Raw genomic sequence first — 16,126 nt, 5'->3', positions numbered from 1 at the left:
GGCTTTTGACTTGAGGGCTTAGTTGTAGTTAAACGCAAGCTTTTGGCTTTTGGTGCGCTATATCAAACACTGCAACAAAAGCCGCTTAAAAGCTTAGGATTAACCTAAACTAAGGTCTTAAGTTGGTCTTTGGCTTGAGGGCTTAGTTGTAGTTAAACGCAAGCTTTTGGTGCGCTATATCATACTGCAACAAAAGTTGGTTAAAAACTTCAAGTTAAAAGGCAAGACAATCATGGAAAAAATCCCAGATTATCTTGCCCTTTTATTTAGTGGTTAACTTTTGCTGCAACCACTTTTATTTTCACTAAGCTTTGCCAGGACGCTTAGCTTTTTCAACTTTTTGACCCATGACCATTTCGTCATTGTAGCCCCAGAACCAAGTGACAAGAAAGGCAACTACAATCGTGACAGCGCTAGCTAATAAGAATGCGTAAAAACTATGCAAGTCACCAGGATTTTTCGGGTTGAAGAAACTAGAAAAACCAATTAATCCACCTGTAAAGCCAAACATTGTTCCGTGCATTAAACCAGTAACTAAGCCACCAAAAGCGGCACCAATAGATCCAGAAATAAAGACTTTCTTATAGCGTAAGTTAACACCATAAATTGCCGGTTCAGTGACCCCACAAAAGGCACTAATCATGGCTGCAAAACCTAATTCTTTAATATCTGACTTCTTAGATTTAATCGCTACTGCTAAAACTGCCGCTCCTTGAGCAATCATTGTTGAACAAACAATCGCATTGATGGCACTTTGTCCGGTACTAGCAATCTGTTGTGCCACCAGTGGGACCACGCCCCAGTGAAAGCCAAAGATAACCAAAACTTGATACAAGCCACCAATAATAAAGCCGCCGAGCCAGCCAGAAACAGAAACTAACCAGTTGATTAAGACTGCTAAACCATTCGCAATCGTTTGAATAATTGGTCCAGTAATTACTAAAGTAATCGTAGCGACTATTAAAATCGTAATTAACGGGACAAAAATCATTTGTAGATAGGTTGGCAAAACTCGTTTTAACCATTTTTCACATTTCATTGCCAGCCAAGCTGCTAGAATCATTGGAAAAATTGAGTAAGTATAATTTAGAAATTGAAATTTCAACCCACCCAAACTAAACATTACTTTACCAGCTTTACCCCATGTCACTAATTGTGGATATGCTAAGACTCCACCAATCACTGCGGCAATAATGGGATCACTCCCCAAACGTTTAGCTGCACTAAAACCAACTAAAACTGGTAGGAAGAAGAAAGCTGAATCTGCCATTGCACTGACCGTAACATAAATGGCACTCTTCGTACTTAATAAAGAGCCCAATTGCGGTAAAGTTAACAGCGCCAATAAACCTTTAATAATACCCGAGGCTGCAATAACACCAATGACGGGGCTCATAGATCCCGTAATAAAACCAATTAAATTACCAATTGCCCGGGAAAATGGATTACCACCCGTTTGTGGCGTTGTTGCTGTGGTGGCATCGTCATCATCAGTCTTCGCTAACTCTGGAAAACGCTTTAAGATGGCATCAAAAGCGTTCGCTACCCCGTCGCCAATGACTACTTGATACTGGCCAGAAGCATGCATGACGTTTAAAATTCCACGTTGATTTTTCAAGATATCATCATTAGCCTGAGATTCATCTTTTAAATAAAATCGTAAGCGGGTGATACAGTGAATGACACTTTTAATATTGTCCACGCCACCAACGTTTTTAATAATAAAAGTTGCTAATTCATCATAAGATAATTTTTTATCAGCAGTAGCCGTGGTAGCTTTTGCTTTGAAGTAAGCCTTAGCTACCGGTTGACCTGATTGAACTGTAGCTTCAGTTAAATCTAAACCGTCTAAATAGTCATTGGAATTAGTAATGACCACAATAATTGTAGATTGTAAATCATGTTGCTTAATTGCGGCTAAATCCATTTTGGCCAGTGGCGCACCAGCTTTAATTTTTTGACCGGTTTGAACTGCCACTTCAAAAGCTGAACCTTTAAGATTGACCGTATCAATTCCCATATGAATTAAAACTTCTAAGCCACTAGCTGTCGTAATACCAATTGCGTGCTTAGTTTCCGCAACCATCGTAATTTGACCACCAACTGGTGCTACCAGTTGACCATCAGTTGGCTCTAAGCCAAAACCTTGGCCCATGATTCCCTGACTAAAAACAGGATCGTTTACTTTACTTAAAGCAATGGTTTGACCATTGGCCGGAGCTAAAAGCTGCTCCTCTTGATTAATAGCCATAATTTTCCCTCCCATGAAACGCTTACAGGGCATATTTTAAACTTGTATAGACAAGTTGTCAATTACTTAATTACAGCCAACTACTTTGGCAGCAGTCAAAAGCTTTTTTAGCAATAAATTTAAGTAAGTAATTCCAGATCAAATTAATTTTTTTCTTTTTATTCTTGGTTTCTTTACTTGTCTAGACAAAAATAGCTATAATATAATTAATTATTGAAAGGACTTCAAAATGACAGAATCAAAAGCCGTGCTCATTGCCAAAGATTTGGCTTCTAAAATACAACATCAGCAATTTCCCGCCGGAACTTTTTTACCGACTGAAAACCAATTAGCTACTCTATACGGAACTGCCCGCGAAACAATTCGCAAAGCTTTAGCGCAACTCAACGACTTGGGATTGATTCAAAAGATTCGAGGGAAAGGTTCCGTCGTTTTAAATCTCGAAAAATATTCTTTCCCGATCTCTGGAATTACCAGTTTTGCTGAATTAAATAACTCTTTAAAAATGCACGCTCAGACTCAGGTCTTAACTCTAAAAAAGATGGCCACAGCACCTAAAATGTTTCAAGCAAAATTTGCGAATGAGTCTGCCCAAAAGGGTATCTACTTAGAACGTTTACGCTTGATCAACGATGAACCGGCAGTACTAGATTGTGACTTTTTATTTACTCCTCCAATTAATGACTTACCGATGTCCGCCGCTCAAACTTCCATTTACCACTATTTAGAACAAGAATTGGGTCTGGAAGTCTCTTACGCCACCAAAACCATTACAGTCGAACAGGTCACGCCACAACTTCAAGCAAAATTGCACCTTAATAACAACTTAGTCGTGTTAGTGGCCAGTCACAGCTTTTTAAGCGACACTACTTCTTTTCAGTTAACATTATCCTTTCATAATCCTAGTAAATTTAAATTTGTGGATTTTGCTCGAAGAAAAAAAATTAAACTTTAGGAGACAATTATGACTAATTTAGGTAAAAAAGTGATTTACCAAATTTATCCCAAATCGTTTTACGATTCCAATAATGACGGTATCGGCGACCTGCGGGGAATTATTCAAAAAATTGATTATATTAAAAAATTAAACGTCGATATGATTTGGTTTAATCCATTCTTTGTCTCACCCCAAAAAGATAACGGCTATGATATTGCCAATTATTACCAAATTGACCCGCTGTTTGGTACTATGGCCGATTTTGAAGAGTTAGTTGCTAAACTCAAGCAAATTAATGTTGATGTCATGCTAGACATGGTCTTTAATCATTGTTCCATTGAAAACGAATGGTTTCAAAAAGCCCTTGCCGGCGATCAAGAATACCAAAAATTCTTTTACTTACGTAAAGCTAAGCCCAATGGTCAACTACCCACTAATTGGCAAAGTAAATTTGGCGGTCCCGCTTGGTCCCGCTTCGGACAAACGGACTATTACTACTTACATCTCTATGATCCTACTCAGGCGGACTTAGATTGGCATAATCCGCAAGTTCGCCAAGCCGTTTATCAAGTGATTAATTTCTGGCGCAATAAGGGGGTCAAGGGGTTTCGCTTTGATGTCATTAATGTCACCGGCAAAGCTGCTGTCTTAGTAGATTCCAGTAATCCACTGCAAGAAAAAAGCTTATATACGGATACACCGATCGTGCATCAATACCTCAAAGAAATGAACCAAAATAGTTTTGGACAAGATCCCGAAGCCATTACGGTTGGTGAAATGTCGTCCACAACTATTCCAAATTCGATTGCTTATTCGAACCCTGATAGTCATGAATTATCAATGGTTTTTAATTTTCATCACCTAAAAGTTGATTATTTAAATGGTGAAAAATGGTCCAAAATGCCGTTTGATTTTATGCAATTAAAATCTTTGTTGACTCAATGGCAAGAACAAATGGATCAAGGCCATGGTTGGAATGCTTTATTTTGGAACAATCATGATCAACCAATGGCACTCAATCGCTTTGGCGATCCGGGCAAATATCGGATTAAGTCAGCGCAAATGTTAGCTACTTCGATGCATTTACTGCGGGGAACACCTTATATCTACATGGGCGAAGAAATTGGCATGATTAACCCTTCGTATTCATCGATGGACGATTATGTCGATATTGAAAGTAAAAATGCTTACGCAAAACTAATTAATCAGGGTTTGACTCCCAAAAAAGCCTTAACTATTATACAAACTAAATCGCGTGACAATTCCCGCACGCCTATGCATTGGGATGACAGCCAGTATGCTGGCTTTAGTCAAGTCCAACCGTGGTTGTTGCCCACTGATCAACAAACTATCAATGTCCAAGCCGAATTAGCACACGGAGCAATCTTTGATTATTATCAACAACTAATTCATTTACGCAAAACAGAACCACTAATCTCAGATGGACACATTCAAATGTTCTTAAAAAATGATCCGCAAGTTTTTGCCTACCGCCGTTACCTTGATAACCAATCACAGCAATTATTAGTTTGGGCTAATTTTTATGGTCAAGACACCACTGTTGTTTTACCTAAAAATTTGCAAAATAAAACGTGTCAGGTAACAATCAGTAACTATCAAGTCCAATTAGAACAACTGCCCCCGACACTGAAATTACAACCCTATGAAGCACTAGCCGTTAAAATTAATTTATAAACATTAAAAATACCAGCCGGTTTTTGTAATTAACAAAACTGACTGGTATTTTAATAATTGCCGAACTTGGGGGTCAAAAGATAACTTGTATTGGAGACAAAGATTTTGCTTCGCAAGTTAGAAGTTTATTTTTACCACCAATCAATCGGCAAAAGTTTTTTAACTAAATTGCTACATTATCAAACTACTTCAACGTGTAACTGACCATCTTTCACTAATTTAACTTTCAACATGAGTTTGTAAATCACTAATGAAAGCACTGCCGGCACTACCACACCCATAATCAAGTAAACTACCAAAGCTTTCGGATTACTTGAGGCGAGATTAATTGGCACAATCAATGAATTCAGACCTAAACCTGCCAAAGTATAACTAACTTTAAAATGAAACACGATCGTCGCAATCGGTGCGGCAACCACTGCCGAAATAAATGACGGTACAGCTAACATCGGATTGATTAACAAATTAGGAAATTGAATTTTTGGTGTAATAAAACCTTGCGCAATATTGGCACCTAAATTATTTTGCCGCCAAGAAATCGCTAAAAAGCCGACAAATTGTGCAGTTGTACCAATTAAGGCCGCCCCTGACGAGAGTGGATCTAACATGACTGCCACTGCTAAGGCTGCTGAAGAAGCTGGCGTCATTAAAAATAGCGACCAAGCAAATGAGACACAAATAGAACCTAAGAGTGGATTAACCTGCATTGATTGAGCAATGAATTGACTCAACCAATTTAAGGCCGGTGTCGTAACACTTGCCAAACCTAAACCGGAAATCGTCCCCACTAACGTTGCACTTAATGGAACCAAGATCATATCTAATGGTGTTTTACCGGTTAAGTATTTACCAACCAAAGCGGCAATCAATCCGGCAGCAACCGCGCTAATTGGTTGTCCTGAAGTAAAAATTCCCGAATGGGCCGCTTCCACCAACATATTGCCAGTGGGCGTCACCCCTTTCATAGCACTACTTGTGAAATAAACCGCATTCGCACCAATTGTCGATGAAATCATCGAACTAAACATTACTAACGAGTTCGTTCTTAATTGAGTTGCAATAACCGCCCCAAAAGCAGGAGCTAACATCCACTGCGCAACGGCTCCAACTTGGTAGAGGGCGTGCCAGTGTACAAAATTAGCAATGGATTGAATCAACAAGCCCACACCTAACATTACTAAGACCGCATTCGATACCCCCGCAGATACTGTATAGACATAATCTTTAACAGTCATCTTATGTTCTTGTTGCACTGTTTCTTCCATAACTAAACACTCCCCATCTCTTCAATATCAACTTGCATCCATTGACTAAATTAAAAATTATTAATGATAACATTCAAATCTTCCTGCGCAGTTTTTACCAAGAGTCAAAAAAAGCCCTTTTAAAGAGTAAATGCTCTTTAAAAGGACGTCAGTTCACGCGGTACCACCTTTTACTAAACTTATCCGAACTAACCAACTTGATCAGAGTCAACTAATTCGCGGCAGTGATAACGGCTGCTTTCCGGTAAAACTTAATTAATTTTCAGTTAACAACTAAGAAGTGAGATTCACATAAGACCTTTCACCTGCTTGCACCTAACCAGGCTCGCTAATAAAGATGTTTATGCTGTTTGTCTTCCTTAACGTTTTTTAATTTTTAATTTAATTGTTTTTAATGATAACCAGAGATGTGGTGCTTGTCAACCCTAAAATTAATTTTTTGTAACTTTATTTAATAATTATCTAAGCAAGTCCTGATTTGCTTCATATCTGCTGGCGTGGTACGACAACAACCGCCTAACACTCCCGCCCCTAATTCTAGCCACTGCGGCACTAAATCTTTAAATTGCAAAGCATCAGCCGTTTTTTGCCAAGTTTTAGTCAGCGGATCATACGTATCTCCATTATTCGGATAAACAATAACTGGTTTAGTGGTGTTTTGTGTAACTGCTGGTAATAATTGCGCCACATTGTCTAAGGCGGTGCAATTAAAGCCTAAAGCTACTATTTGAGGATGATCAGCAAAATACTGCACTGCCGTAGCCAATTTGGTTCCGTCACACAAACTATCTTGACCATCCACACTAAATGATAACCAAGCACCAAATTGGGGAAATTCCGTTTCTAATAACTCTACCAAGGCTTGGGTTTCTGCAAAATTTGGCATCGTCTCAAAGGCGAACAAATCAACGCCCGCTTCAGCCAAAATTTGCAGCCGTGGTCGATGAAAGGCTTGGTACTGTGCTTTGGTTAGCTGATAATCACCACGATATTCACTGCCATCTGCTAAATAAGCACCGTAAGGCCCAATGTCACCCGCAATTAAAACGGGACGTTGTGCGGATTGTTGGCGAACTTCTTTAGCCAATTGGCCAGAGCGTGCAATCAAATCCTGCGCCGTTTGTTCACTATAACCAGCCTGCACAAAAGCCGGAATATTTGCTTGGTAACTATTCGTCGTCAAAACTTCACAACCAGCTTCTAAATAACTTTGATGAACCTGCTTAATCGCCGCGGGATTAGTAATTAACGCTTCCGCAGACCATAAAGTATTGTCAGTATCAACACCATTTTTCTCCAGTTCACCCGCCATTGAACCATCAATTAAACGGACTTTTTCTTGGAAAAATTGGCGGACTTCCTTTAATTTCATTGCCATTTCACTCCTCATTGCTATCAATTATACTTTAATGATATTATAATCTGTGCAAATTTAATACACAGAATAAGGTGTAAAATGTGAAAAAAACTCAAACTGATCTCAAAAGAACTATGAACCAGTATCAACTATTCATGATTTCGTTAGGCGGGGTCATTGGTACCGGACTTTTTTTAAGTTCTGGTTATACCATTCATCAAGCCGGCCCCATTGGCACTATTTTGGCTTATGCTTTAGGAGCGGTGATTGTTTATTTAGTTATGTTATGTCTAGGTGAATTATCTGTGGCTATGCCCGAAACTGGATCATTTCATGTTTATGCAACTAAGTTCATTGGACCAGCAACTGGATTTACCGTCGCCATTTTATATTGGTTAACCTGGACAGTCGCCTTAGGTTCCGAGTTTACCGCTGCAGGCATCATTATGAAGCAATGGTTCCCCCATTCCCCCACTTGGATCTGGAGTCTGTTATTTATGACTTTAATTTTTGTTTCCAATGCTTATTCCACTAAGTTCTTCGCGAATACCGAATTTTTATTTTCGAGCATTAAAGTCATTGCAATTGTGGTGTTCATTCTTTTAGGAGCTGCGGCTATCTTCGGGATTATTCCGATGAAAGGTTATACTCACGCACCACTCTTTCATAATTTATTTAAAGATGGACTCTTTCCCAACGGTTTTAAAGCAGTCTTTACAACCATGTTAACTGTTAATTTTGCCTTTTCCGGTACCGAATTAATTGGCGTCACTGCCGGTGAAACTAAAGACCCGGCTGTGGCTTTACCCAAGGCTATTCACACTACCTTATTTCGGCTAGTCCTCTTTTTTATTGGAAGTATCATTGTCATGTCCGCCTTAATTCCGTGGCAAAAAGCCGGCGTTAATCAAAGTCCGTTTGTCCTTGTTTTCAACAAAATGGGCTTACCGTTTGCTGGCGATATCATGAACTTTGTCGTCTTAACTGCCATTTTATCAGCCGCTAATTCGGGATTATATGCTTCAACGCGCATGTTGTGGTCACTGGCTCACGAAAAAATGATTCCTTTAAAGTGCGCACAAACCAATTCCCGTGGTGTTCCTATGATCGCTTTGTGCTTGAGCATGGTGGGCGGCGTTTTGGCTTTGATCTCTAGTGTTTATGCAGCTTCAACCGTGTATTTAGTACTCGTGTCTATTTCCGGCTTAGCCGTGGTCATTGTCTGGATGGCCATTGCTTTATCCGAAATTAATTTTCGCAAGCAATGGCTGCAAGCTGGCCACACTGTCGATGAATTACAATACAAAACTCCTTGGTATCCTGTGGTACCGTGGGCTGCATTTATTGCAAGTTTATTATCATGTGTCTTGATTGTTTTTGACCCAACCCAACGGCCCGCATTATTTTATATGATTCCCTTTCTCATTTTGTGTTATGCTGTTTATTATCTTAAAGAATGGCTGGTCAAACGCCAAACTAAACATTAACTAGTAATACTTTTCAAATATCAAAATAACCAATTAAATTGCTTAACAAAAAAAGTAATGCCCACTTGCATTACTTTTTTTATATTTATAATATTAAAACTTTATCTTTATTTTCTGATTAAACTAAATTTACTTACTTAATAATGAAGCCGCCGCTTGATCTAGTAAGATTACGACATCTGAATGCCGTTGCAACACACTGGCAGGCACGTCCTCAGTCACTGGTCCTTCAATCATTTGTTGCACCGCTTGCGCTTTGTCCGCGCCAAAAGCTTCTAAAATGATCTGCTTGGATTGCATAATCGATGCAATCCCCATTGAGTAGGCTTTCTTTGGCACCTCTTCAATGTTCTTAAAGAAACGCGCATTGGCATCAATCGTAGATTGCGTCAAGTCAGCTACATGTGTCGTTAAAGCAAACGAGGTCCCCGGTTCATTAAAACCAATATGCCCGTTACGCCCAATTCCTAAAAGTTGTAAATCAATTGGATTTTGCGCAATTATTTGGTCATACCGTTGAACTTCTTGGTTTGGATCTGTTGCTAAACCGTCAGGTAAATAAGATTGAGCAAACGGTTTTTGCTTAAACAAATGTTCTTGCATAAAATAATGATAACTTTGATCATTAGCAGGACTAATCCCCAGATATTCATCTAAATTAATGGACACACATTGTGAAAAATCCAAATTACTTTGGACAAGATTTTGATAGGTCATAATAGGAGTTGACCCAGTGGCCAAACCAAAAGTCTGAGCTCCCTGCGTTAAACTAGCCGCAAATATTTGTGCTGCCTGTTGACTAGCAACCACTTGATCCTTAGAAATAATAACTTGCATAGTTGATCCTCGTTCCTCTAAATAATGGTCTAGTCCAATTATAATTAATCTAAACCATTAGTCAAGTTGCAAGCTTGCACTACTGTTTATAATAACTTCAAAAAGATCGTCGCAATCACCACTGAGGCCAACGAAACTGTCGCAAAGCCCCCCACCAACATCTTGGGTAACATTTGATCTAACAAGTATTCATGCTGTTGCGGATCCTGCGTTAAACTATCCACTACTTCGTTGGTCAAGATGTAATCCATTGGAAAGCCGAATAAAGCAGTTAGTGAACAAGCAAAGGCCATTTGCCACGACATTTTTAAAGGTTTGGACAAAATAAACGAGATAATAAACATTCCCAATAAACCTAAAACAATTAACGTAAAAATCTGCACAATTAAGCCCAACACTTCCTGTGGTTTAATTAAACTCAATTGTGAAAATCCGTAAGCCAAAATTCCGTACATTAACCAATTATAGACGCCCGCTTGATTTAAAATTTCATCTTCTAAAAAGCCAATTTGATGAAAGATAACACCTAAAACCAAGCACCAGATACTGGAATTAATACTTCCGTGCATCAATTGTGACAACCCATTACCTAACAAAGCCACCAGTGCCACTTTAGCTAATAAAAAAGCCGATGTTTGATAAGATTTTGGTAGTCGCAAACGTTGCACCTTCTCGGCACGCTTTTCGTTAGTTGCATTATCAGTTTCAGGTTTCGACGAGAAAGTTTTTAACAGTCGGTGACCTTCTTGTTTTAAAACCAATGAAGTCAAAGGATAACCGACCAAAGAATGCATTACCATCATCGCAATCGGTAACGCTGATAAGGCAATAATTCCTTTTTGCTTGAGACCTTCGGTCATCAATAACGCGGCCACAATTCCACCAGTTAATGGAGGGATCGCCGCTATCACAGTATGCCAGTTAAACAATAACGTTCCAATCGTTAACGTTAATAATAAAGTTCCTAACACCCCACTAATTGCAATCAAAACCGCTTTCCATTGTTGTAACAACTTCTTTAAACTCATCATCGTTCCCAAATGGACTAAGATGAAGGACATAAACATATTAACCGCCGTATTCGTATATGACGCATTAGCTGCTAAATTTTTTGGAAAAAACGTCCAATAGCCAATTAAAAATAAAATAGCCGTAACAAAAATTGAGGGCAAGTAAGCATGAGTCTTAGTTGAAACCCACTCCCCCACAAACATACAACACATTACTGCCAAAAATGATCCAATAATCATTAGCACTTGACTCACCCTCTTCTTTCAATAAAAAATTAGTTTAATTTAATATTATTTAATAATATTTGTCAACGCTTTTTTATTTTCTGACAACTAAGTAGGATAAATCGCAAACTTTTCCAAATCATTTTTTAATAATTATTCAAACTAAAATCTTCAAAAAATCATCTTTCCTCTAAAAAATTTTAACGGTTATTCTTTTTCTTAAGCCATTTAATTCTCTGAAGACTAAAAAGTTTCCATCAAAATATTCTCCTCATTTCTTAAATTTGAACCAAAATAAAAAAATACCCGTCTAATTGCGGAGTATTTTTTTTAAAAGTATTCTTAGAACCAAACTTATTATTTTACCAAACGAATAATCCAACTGTTGCTGCCGACAAAAGTGAAACTAAAATTCCAGACAGTAACAAATAACTAATATTTTTAGCGATATAATTGTTTTTCTCACGATCAATCAAATCTTTAAACGCCCCAATAATCATGCCAATCGTTGAAAAGTTAGCAAAGGAAGTTAAAAAGACGGTTAAGATGGCTTGATAATGTGGCGCCAAATCATGAATTGTTTTCGTAACTTTACCCATGACCACAAATTCGTTCGTCACTAACTTAGTTCCCATGTATTGGGCAAATTGAAAAGCATCGTGGACATTGAGCCCCATCAACCAAGCAAACGGGAACATGACAATTCCCAACAAGTGTTCCAAACTTAACCACGGATTGATAATTCCTAACAATTTATCAATCAAAGCTGCTAAGGCCACAAAGGCCACAACATTAGCCGTAATAATTAACACTAATTTACCAGCGGCTAAAATCGAATCACCTAAGAATGAGAAAAACGGTTCTTTTTCATTGCTACCAGCTTCTTGGTCAGCGTCATTAGCTTGACCACCAACAGTGGCAATTGTATCCTCACTCGGAGTAACTGTTACCGGGTTTAAAACACTAGTAACAATAATGGCATTAATGATATTCACAGGAATCGCGGTCAACACGTATTGTCCGGGCACCATTTTGGTATAAGCACCAATAATCGAAGCCGTCACACAACTCATCGACATCATCGCAATGGTTAAATTACGTTCCTTACTCATTTGCCGTAACTGAAGACCTGAGACTGCTAAGGCTTCAGTATTACCTAAAAACATCATTTCTACAGAAAAGAATGATTCAAAGCGGGGTTGACCAGTAACTTTAGCTAAACCTTTGCCAATCCATTTAATGACCCACGGTAGAAAACCAATATAAGTCAAAATATCAAACAGTGGAACAATCAACAAAATTGGCATCAAAACACTAATCACAAAGTCCATGTTTTTGACATGCACCATGCTTGGCAACGCGAACGCAATTCCGGTATAAGCTACTTGAACAAGTTGATTAAAACCTTCCGCAGCTCCGGAAACAATGTCCCGCCCAATGGCAAAACTAGTTAAGAACCAGGCAATCACTAAATTGATGATTACCATGATAATTACTGACCGCCAATTAATTGCCTTTTTGTTTTTCGAAAACAAAAAAGCTACTCCAATAAAGACCAGTAAACCAATTGCATTAACAATTAAGTACATCGCTCCTTCACTCTCCTATATTATCAGTCTAAATATATCATTACATTTTTTTTCGACGGTGGCAACGGAACTTTACTACAATTTATACATTAGATTTTACTAATTTAGCCAAAATATCAAATTTAAACTATTTATTTTTTAATCATGCCGCTACTGTTTTCTCATTCTGATCTGACTTCACTTAAATGAGAAAAATCTTGGATTAGCTCAAAAATTCGCCATAAAAAAATTTTTCAACAATAACTTTTGATATAAAAAATTAAAGCCATTTCCTATAACTAATAAATTGTCATGCTATAATGGATGTGAATTTTTGCCGTATCAATTGGAATAATATATGGAGGTCTGCATGCAATTAACCCAGATTAAGCGATTTGCTAAAAATAATTTAAAAAACGATGTTAGTGGTCACGACTACTGGCATTTACAACGTGTTGCTAATTTAGCAATTACACTCTATCAGACTGATCACCAGTTAGACTCTACGACCAAAGATTTGCTCACGACGGCCAGTTTCTTACACGAAACAACTGACGAAAAACTGGTCAAAAATCTGCAGCAACAACAACAAACAGTGCAAACATTACTAATCACAGCCGGTTTTGATCATTTGCAGCAACAAGAAATTCTGCAAACAATTAATAATTTATCTTTCGCTCACAACCTCGCACACCACCAAAAATTGCCCGCCTGGGGATATTATGTACAAGACGCAGATCGCTTGGATGCTTTAGGGGCAATTGGAATTGCCCGGGCTTTTGCCTATGGTGGTAGTCACGAACAGGCCATTTACGAGCCAAATATTCAACCTATTCAGCTCACCAGCCAACAAACTTATCGTCAACATCCGACGACGACCATTAATCATTTTTATGAAAAATTATTGCACTTAAAAGATTTAATGCATACCGCTGCCGGACAAGCCATTGCCCAACAACGAACACAAATCTTACAAAATTTTTTAACTGAATTTTTTGCTGAATGGTCTGGGCAAAAATAGCAAAAAAAGCTGAGATAAAAAGAAAATACCCTTCTTCTTGTCTCAGCTTCTTTATTGAGTTTGCAGCAAACTCTTATAGATATTGTCTGGAAAAAAACTGCTCTAAAATTTTTGAAAACTATTTACCACAAGAACTGACCAATCTTTGATCCGATCACTGCTGGCTTTGAAGCCGTTAATTCTTGATACTGTTGTACTCGTGGTTTCAAAATTGTTTCGAGCGAATGTGCCGTTAAATCAGTAGTTTGCTGTTGAATATTTAAGACCCGCACGTTACTTTTCAGGTGATGCCGCTGGTGCCAAAAATAATCTAAATCTTGAGCTGGAATTTTGGCAGTAGTGATATTAACTTGCCGTTGTAATTGTGGCAAAGTTGTTTGTTTAGCTGCTTGTACCTGGTAAGCTAACGTTACTGTGTTGCCTGCGTCTTGAGCAACTACATTATATTTTTTAATGCGGTATTGTTGTTGTAATTGGGACAATACTGTCTTCAGATTATGTCCCATTTGTTGATAGCTCAAAGTAGTAGCTTTTTGCATCGTAACTTTAATCAAAGGATGGTGCACCTTCGTTTGCCAATTACCATGCCAGGTAACTTTACCTTGCGGTGAAACCACCGCCCTTAATACGGTCTGCGCCTGATTATGCTTGTTAGCGTATTTCATTAACGATCTTTTAGACTTCTTAGCTTCTTGCACATAAAGTGTAGGAATACTTTGGGCTTGATTGACACTGTGCGGTTGAGTCGAACGCCATGATAAGACTGCCAGCAAAATAAAAATAACCACGAGCGCCAAACCTAATCCTAAATTGTGCCCCCGCAACTGCGCATGCTCTTGCTTCATTGATCAACCTCATCTCTTGAGCGTTTTTGCCAGACAGCTTGCGCCTGTGCATTGACACCAATTGCTGTTTTAATCAAATGGTGGGTTGTTAATTGCTCTTGTTGGACAAAGCTCTGTACCATTTCCCCATAAGGAACTTCACGTTCATATTTAATATCAAATTGTCGCAAACGATATTTTAATAAAAACTCACGCCCTAATGCATCCATCATCCAGTCTAAATAAATCGAATTATTCACATGACCATTAACATCAATATCCGCAAAACGTGTCCGGTAAGTAACGGGTTCATTAACATATTCAATTAAATCTATCCGCGGAAACCGCCAAATTTCATTGGAGTAAGGACAAGCCAAGCGCTCCATAATTTGGGGGTCAATCGCTAACATCTTACGTGTTTGAATATCTAACATCACCCAATTACTGGTTAATTTAACTAACTGTTCACCAGCCATATTTTGCACAGTAAAAGTCCGATAACAAAAGAACTTATTATAACTGTTGGCTTGCGTGGTAATTTTGATTTGTTCATTCAGTTGCGGTAAATGGGCAATTTCTAGGTGATACTTAGTGACCACCCAGCCTAAACCTTGCTGCACCATTTGTTGGGAATCAATCTGAACTTGATGTAATTGATGCTCAGATACTAATAAAATTTCATTAAATAAACTGGATAAATTCATTTCACCAGTGGAATTAATATCGTAGAACGGAACCTTGATTTGTTCCGCAAAGATTTGTGAATTCATACTTTCGGCTCCAATCTGTGATAACTGTTATAAACTTGTTGACGTGATAACTGCTGTTGGTGAGCTACTTGCTTAATAGCGGCATTGGGCTTTAAACCTGTATCAATTTGTTGTTGCACTAAGGTGCGCACTTGCTCACTAGATAATGCTTCATGACTAACTGGCTCTACAGTTCTCCCAGCAACAATGATAACATACTCACCACGCGGCTGATGGGTTGTGAAATAGTCCTGTACTTGTGCTAAACTGCCACGTAAAAAGGCTTCGTGAATCTTCGTTAATTCCCGCGCTAACACGACTTGGCGTTGTTTGCCTAACGTCGCAATCAAGGCCGCCACGGTCTTGACTACCCGATACGGTGATTCATACAAAATAAAAGTCGCGGACAGTTGCGCTAATTTAGCTAACTCCGCTTGCATTTGGGACGCTTTCCGCGGTAAAAAGCCATAAAAATAAAATGGTTGCGGTAATAATCCCGAAGCAATGAGTGCTGTTAAAGCGGCGTTGGGACCAGGCAAGGGAACCACTGGAATTTGAGCTTTAATACAAGCTGCGACCAGTTCTTTACCAGGATCACTAATTGACGGCATTCCGGCATCACTAACCTGCGCAATCTTGAAGCCTGCTTGTAATTTAGCTATGAGCTCGGGCAAACGTTGCTGGGTATTATGTTCGTGAAAACTAATTTGAGGTGTCGTAATTTGAAAATGATTGAGCAATTTTTGTGTATTTCTGGTATCTTCTGCGGCAATCAAATCTACGTCCTTGAGTGTTTGAATCGCTCGTTCACTCATATCTTGTAAATTACCAATCGGTGTGGGTACCAAATATAAGCAACCCGTAGCTGCCGCTTGAAAACTAGCTACTTCTTGAATCATT

The 16,126-nt window shown here is 38.6% G+C and carries 13 protein-coding genes and 1 other annotated feature; of the genes, 4 read left to right on the top strand and 9 right to left on the bottom strand.

Going from position 1 to position 16,126, the window contains the following annotated elements; all coding sequences use genetic code 11:
• Positions 1–304: 304 nt before the first annotated feature.
• On the bottom strand, positions 305–2,251 hold the full coding sequence (locus tag AC3B6B_RS03020; RefSeq protein WP_489757220.1) for a PTS sugar transporter subunit IIABC: 1,947 nt from the start codon (positions 2,249–2,251) through the stop codon (positions 305–307).
• 229 nt (positions 2,252–2,480) lie between these two features.
• On the opposite strand from AC3B6B_RS03020, the gene treR reads away from it, so the two are divergent.
• Together treR and treC are read left to right on the top strand one after the other, a co-directional pair.
• A complete protein-coding gene (gene treR, locus AC3B6B_RS03015) occupies positions 2,481–3,206 on the top strand; it encodes a trehalose operon repressor (protein ID WP_489757219.1) in 726 nt (241 codons plus the stop codon).
• A 9-nt stretch (positions 3,207–3,215) separates the two neighbouring features.
• Positions 3,216–4,883, top strand: coding sequence for an alpha,alpha-phosphotrehalase (treC, locus tag AC3B6B_RS03010; RefSeq protein ID WP_489757218.1), 1,668 nt, complete (start codon positions 3,216–3,218; stop codon positions 4,881–4,883).
• A 179-nt stretch (positions 4,884–5,062) separates the two neighbouring features.
• Here the strand turns inward: treC and AC3B6B_RS03005 are convergent, their stop codons facing one another.
• Positions 5,063–6,148 (bottom strand): PTS sugar transporter subunit IIC, encoded by a 1,086-nt coding sequence (locus AC3B6B_RS03005; RefSeq protein WP_489757217.1) that lies wholly within the window; start codon positions 6,146–6,148, stop codon positions 5,063–5,065.
• A 138-nt stretch (positions 6,149–6,286) separates the two neighbouring features.
• Positions 6,287–6,520 (bottom strand) — a binding site (T-box leader).
• Positions 6,521–6,599: 79 nt separating this feature from the next.
• Complete coding sequence (gene mmuM, locus AC3B6B_RS03000) at positions 6,600–7,520, bottom strand: homocysteine S-methyltransferase (protein ID WP_489757216.1); 921 nt, start codon at positions 7,518–7,520, stop codon at positions 6,600–6,602.
• Between the two features lie 119 nt (positions 7,521–7,639).
• On the opposite strand from mmuM, the gene AC3B6B_RS02995 reads away from it, so the two are divergent.
• Positions 7,640–8,992, top strand: coding sequence for an amino acid permease (locus AC3B6B_RS02995; protein ID WP_489757707.1), 1,353 nt, complete (start codon positions 7,640–7,642; stop codon positions 8,990–8,992).
• Between the two features lie 129 nt (positions 8,993–9,121).
• On the opposite strand, the gene AC3B6B_RS02990 is transcribed toward AC3B6B_RS02995, so the two are convergent.
• The 3 genes from AC3B6B_RS02990 to AC3B6B_RS02980 all read right to left on the bottom strand — a co-directional run bounded on the left by AC3B6B_RS02990 (position 9,122) and on the right by AC3B6B_RS02980 (position 12,653).
• Positions 9,122–9,829, bottom strand: coding sequence for a glucosamine-6-phosphate deaminase (locus AC3B6B_RS02990; RefSeq protein ID WP_489757215.1), 708 nt, complete (start codon positions 9,827–9,829; stop codon positions 9,122–9,124).
• An 86-nt stretch (positions 9,830–9,915) separates the two neighbouring features.
• On the bottom strand, positions 9,916–11,079 hold the full coding sequence (locus AC3B6B_RS02985; protein ID WP_489757706.1) for a hypothetical protein: 1,164 nt from the start codon (positions 11,077–11,079) through the stop codon (positions 9,916–9,918).
• Between the two features lie 347 nt (positions 11,080–11,426).
• Positions 11,427–12,653 carry a NupC/NupG family nucleoside CNT transporter gene (locus AC3B6B_RS02980; RefSeq protein ID WP_489757214.1) on the bottom strand — a complete coding sequence of 409 codons (1,227 nt, stop codon included), beginning with the start codon at positions 12,651–12,653 and terminating at the stop codon, positions 11,427–11,429.
• Between the two features lie 349 nt (positions 12,654–13,002).
• Between AC3B6B_RS02980 and AC3B6B_RS02975 the strand changes: the two genes are divergently transcribed.
• Positions 13,003–13,653 (top strand): HD domain-containing protein, encoded by a 651-nt coding sequence (locus AC3B6B_RS02975; protein WP_489757213.1) that lies wholly within the window; start codon positions 13,003–13,005, stop codon positions 13,651–13,653.
• Positions 13,654–13,775: 122 nt separating this feature from the next.
• Here AC3B6B_RS02975 and AC3B6B_RS02970 read toward each other — a convergent pair whose 3' ends face one another.
• The 3 genes from AC3B6B_RS02970 to rsmI are packed head-to-tail and all read right to left on the bottom strand — an operon-like array spanning position 13,776 to position 16,125.
• Positions 13,776–14,498, bottom strand: a complete 723-nt coding sequence (locus AC3B6B_RS02970) for an alpha/beta hydrolase (RefSeq protein WP_489757212.1) — start codon at positions 14,496–14,498, stop codon at positions 13,776–13,778.
• Entirely contained in the window at positions 14,495–15,247 is a 753-nt protein-coding gene (locus tag AC3B6B_RS02965; protein WP_489757211.1) for an acyl-[acyl-carrier-protein] thioesterase, read from the bottom strand. The genes AC3B6B_RS02970 and AC3B6B_RS02965 overlap by 4 nt, the downstream gene beginning before the upstream one ends.
• On the bottom strand, positions 15,244–16,125 hold the full coding sequence (gene rsmI, locus AC3B6B_RS02960) for a 16S rRNA (cytidine(1402)-2'-O)-methyltransferase (protein WP_489757210.1): 882 nt from the start codon (positions 16,123–16,125) through the stop codon (positions 15,244–15,246). Before rsmI ends, AC3B6B_RS02965 begins: the two co-directional genes overlap by 4 nt.
• Between the last annotated feature and the right edge of the window lies 1 nt (position 16,126).

The organism is Bombilactobacillus sp. ESL1197 (assembly GCF_058107145.1).
The sequence above is the reverse complement of the archived record's forward strand: the minus strand, read 5'-3'. Positions and strand labels throughout refer to the sequence as shown.

Bases quoted from the DNA above. Each gene is read 5' to 3' on its own strand.
- AC3B6B_RS03020 (WP_489757220.1), bottom strand. From the start codon at position 2,251: ATGGCTATTAATCAAGAGGAGCAGCTTTTAGCTCCGGCCAATGGTCAA.
- treR (WP_489757219.1), top strand. From the start codon at position 2,481: ATGACAGAATCAAAAGCCGTGCTCATTGCCAAAGATTTGGCTTCTAAA.
- treC (WP_489757218.1), top strand. From the start codon at position 3,216: ATGACTAATTTAGGTAAAAAAGTGATTTACCAAATTTATCCCAAATCG.
- AC3B6B_RS03005 (WP_489757217.1), bottom strand. From the start codon at position 6,148: ATGGAAGAAACAGTGCAACAAGAACATAAGATGACTGTTAAAGATTAT.
- mmuM (WP_489757216.1), bottom strand. From the start codon at position 7,520: ATGAAATTAAAGGAAGTCCGCCAATTTTTCCAAGAAAAAGTCCGTTTA.
- AC3B6B_RS02995 (WP_489757707.1), top strand. From the start codon at position 7,640: ATGAACCAGTATCAACTATTCATGATTTCGTTAGGCGGGGTCATTGGT.
- AC3B6B_RS02990 (WP_489757215.1), bottom strand. From the start codon at position 9,829: ATGCAAGTTATTATTTCTAAGGATCAAGTGGTTGCTAGTCAACAGGCA.
- AC3B6B_RS02985 (WP_489757706.1), bottom strand. From the start codon at position 11,079: ATGATTATTGGATCATTTTTGGCAGTAATGTGTTGTATGTTTGTGGGG.
- AC3B6B_RS02980 (WP_489757214.1), bottom strand. From the start codon at position 12,653: ATGTACTTAATTGTTAATGCAATTGGTTTACTGGTCTTTATTGGAGTA.
- AC3B6B_RS02975 (WP_489757213.1), top strand. From the start codon at position 13,003: ATGCAATTAACCCAGATTAAGCGATTTGCTAAAAATAATTTAAAAAAC.
- AC3B6B_RS02970 (WP_489757212.1), bottom strand. From the start codon at position 14,498: ATGAAGCAAGAGCATGCGCAGTTGCGGGGGCACAATTTAGGATTAGGT.
- AC3B6B_RS02965 (WP_489757211.1), bottom strand. From the start codon at position 15,247: ATGAATTCACAAATCTTTGCGGAACAAATCAAGGTTCCGTTCTACGAT.
- rsmI (WP_489757210.1), bottom strand. From the start codon at position 16,125: ATGATTCAAGAAGTAGCTAGTTTTCAAGCGGCAGCTACGGGTTGCTTA.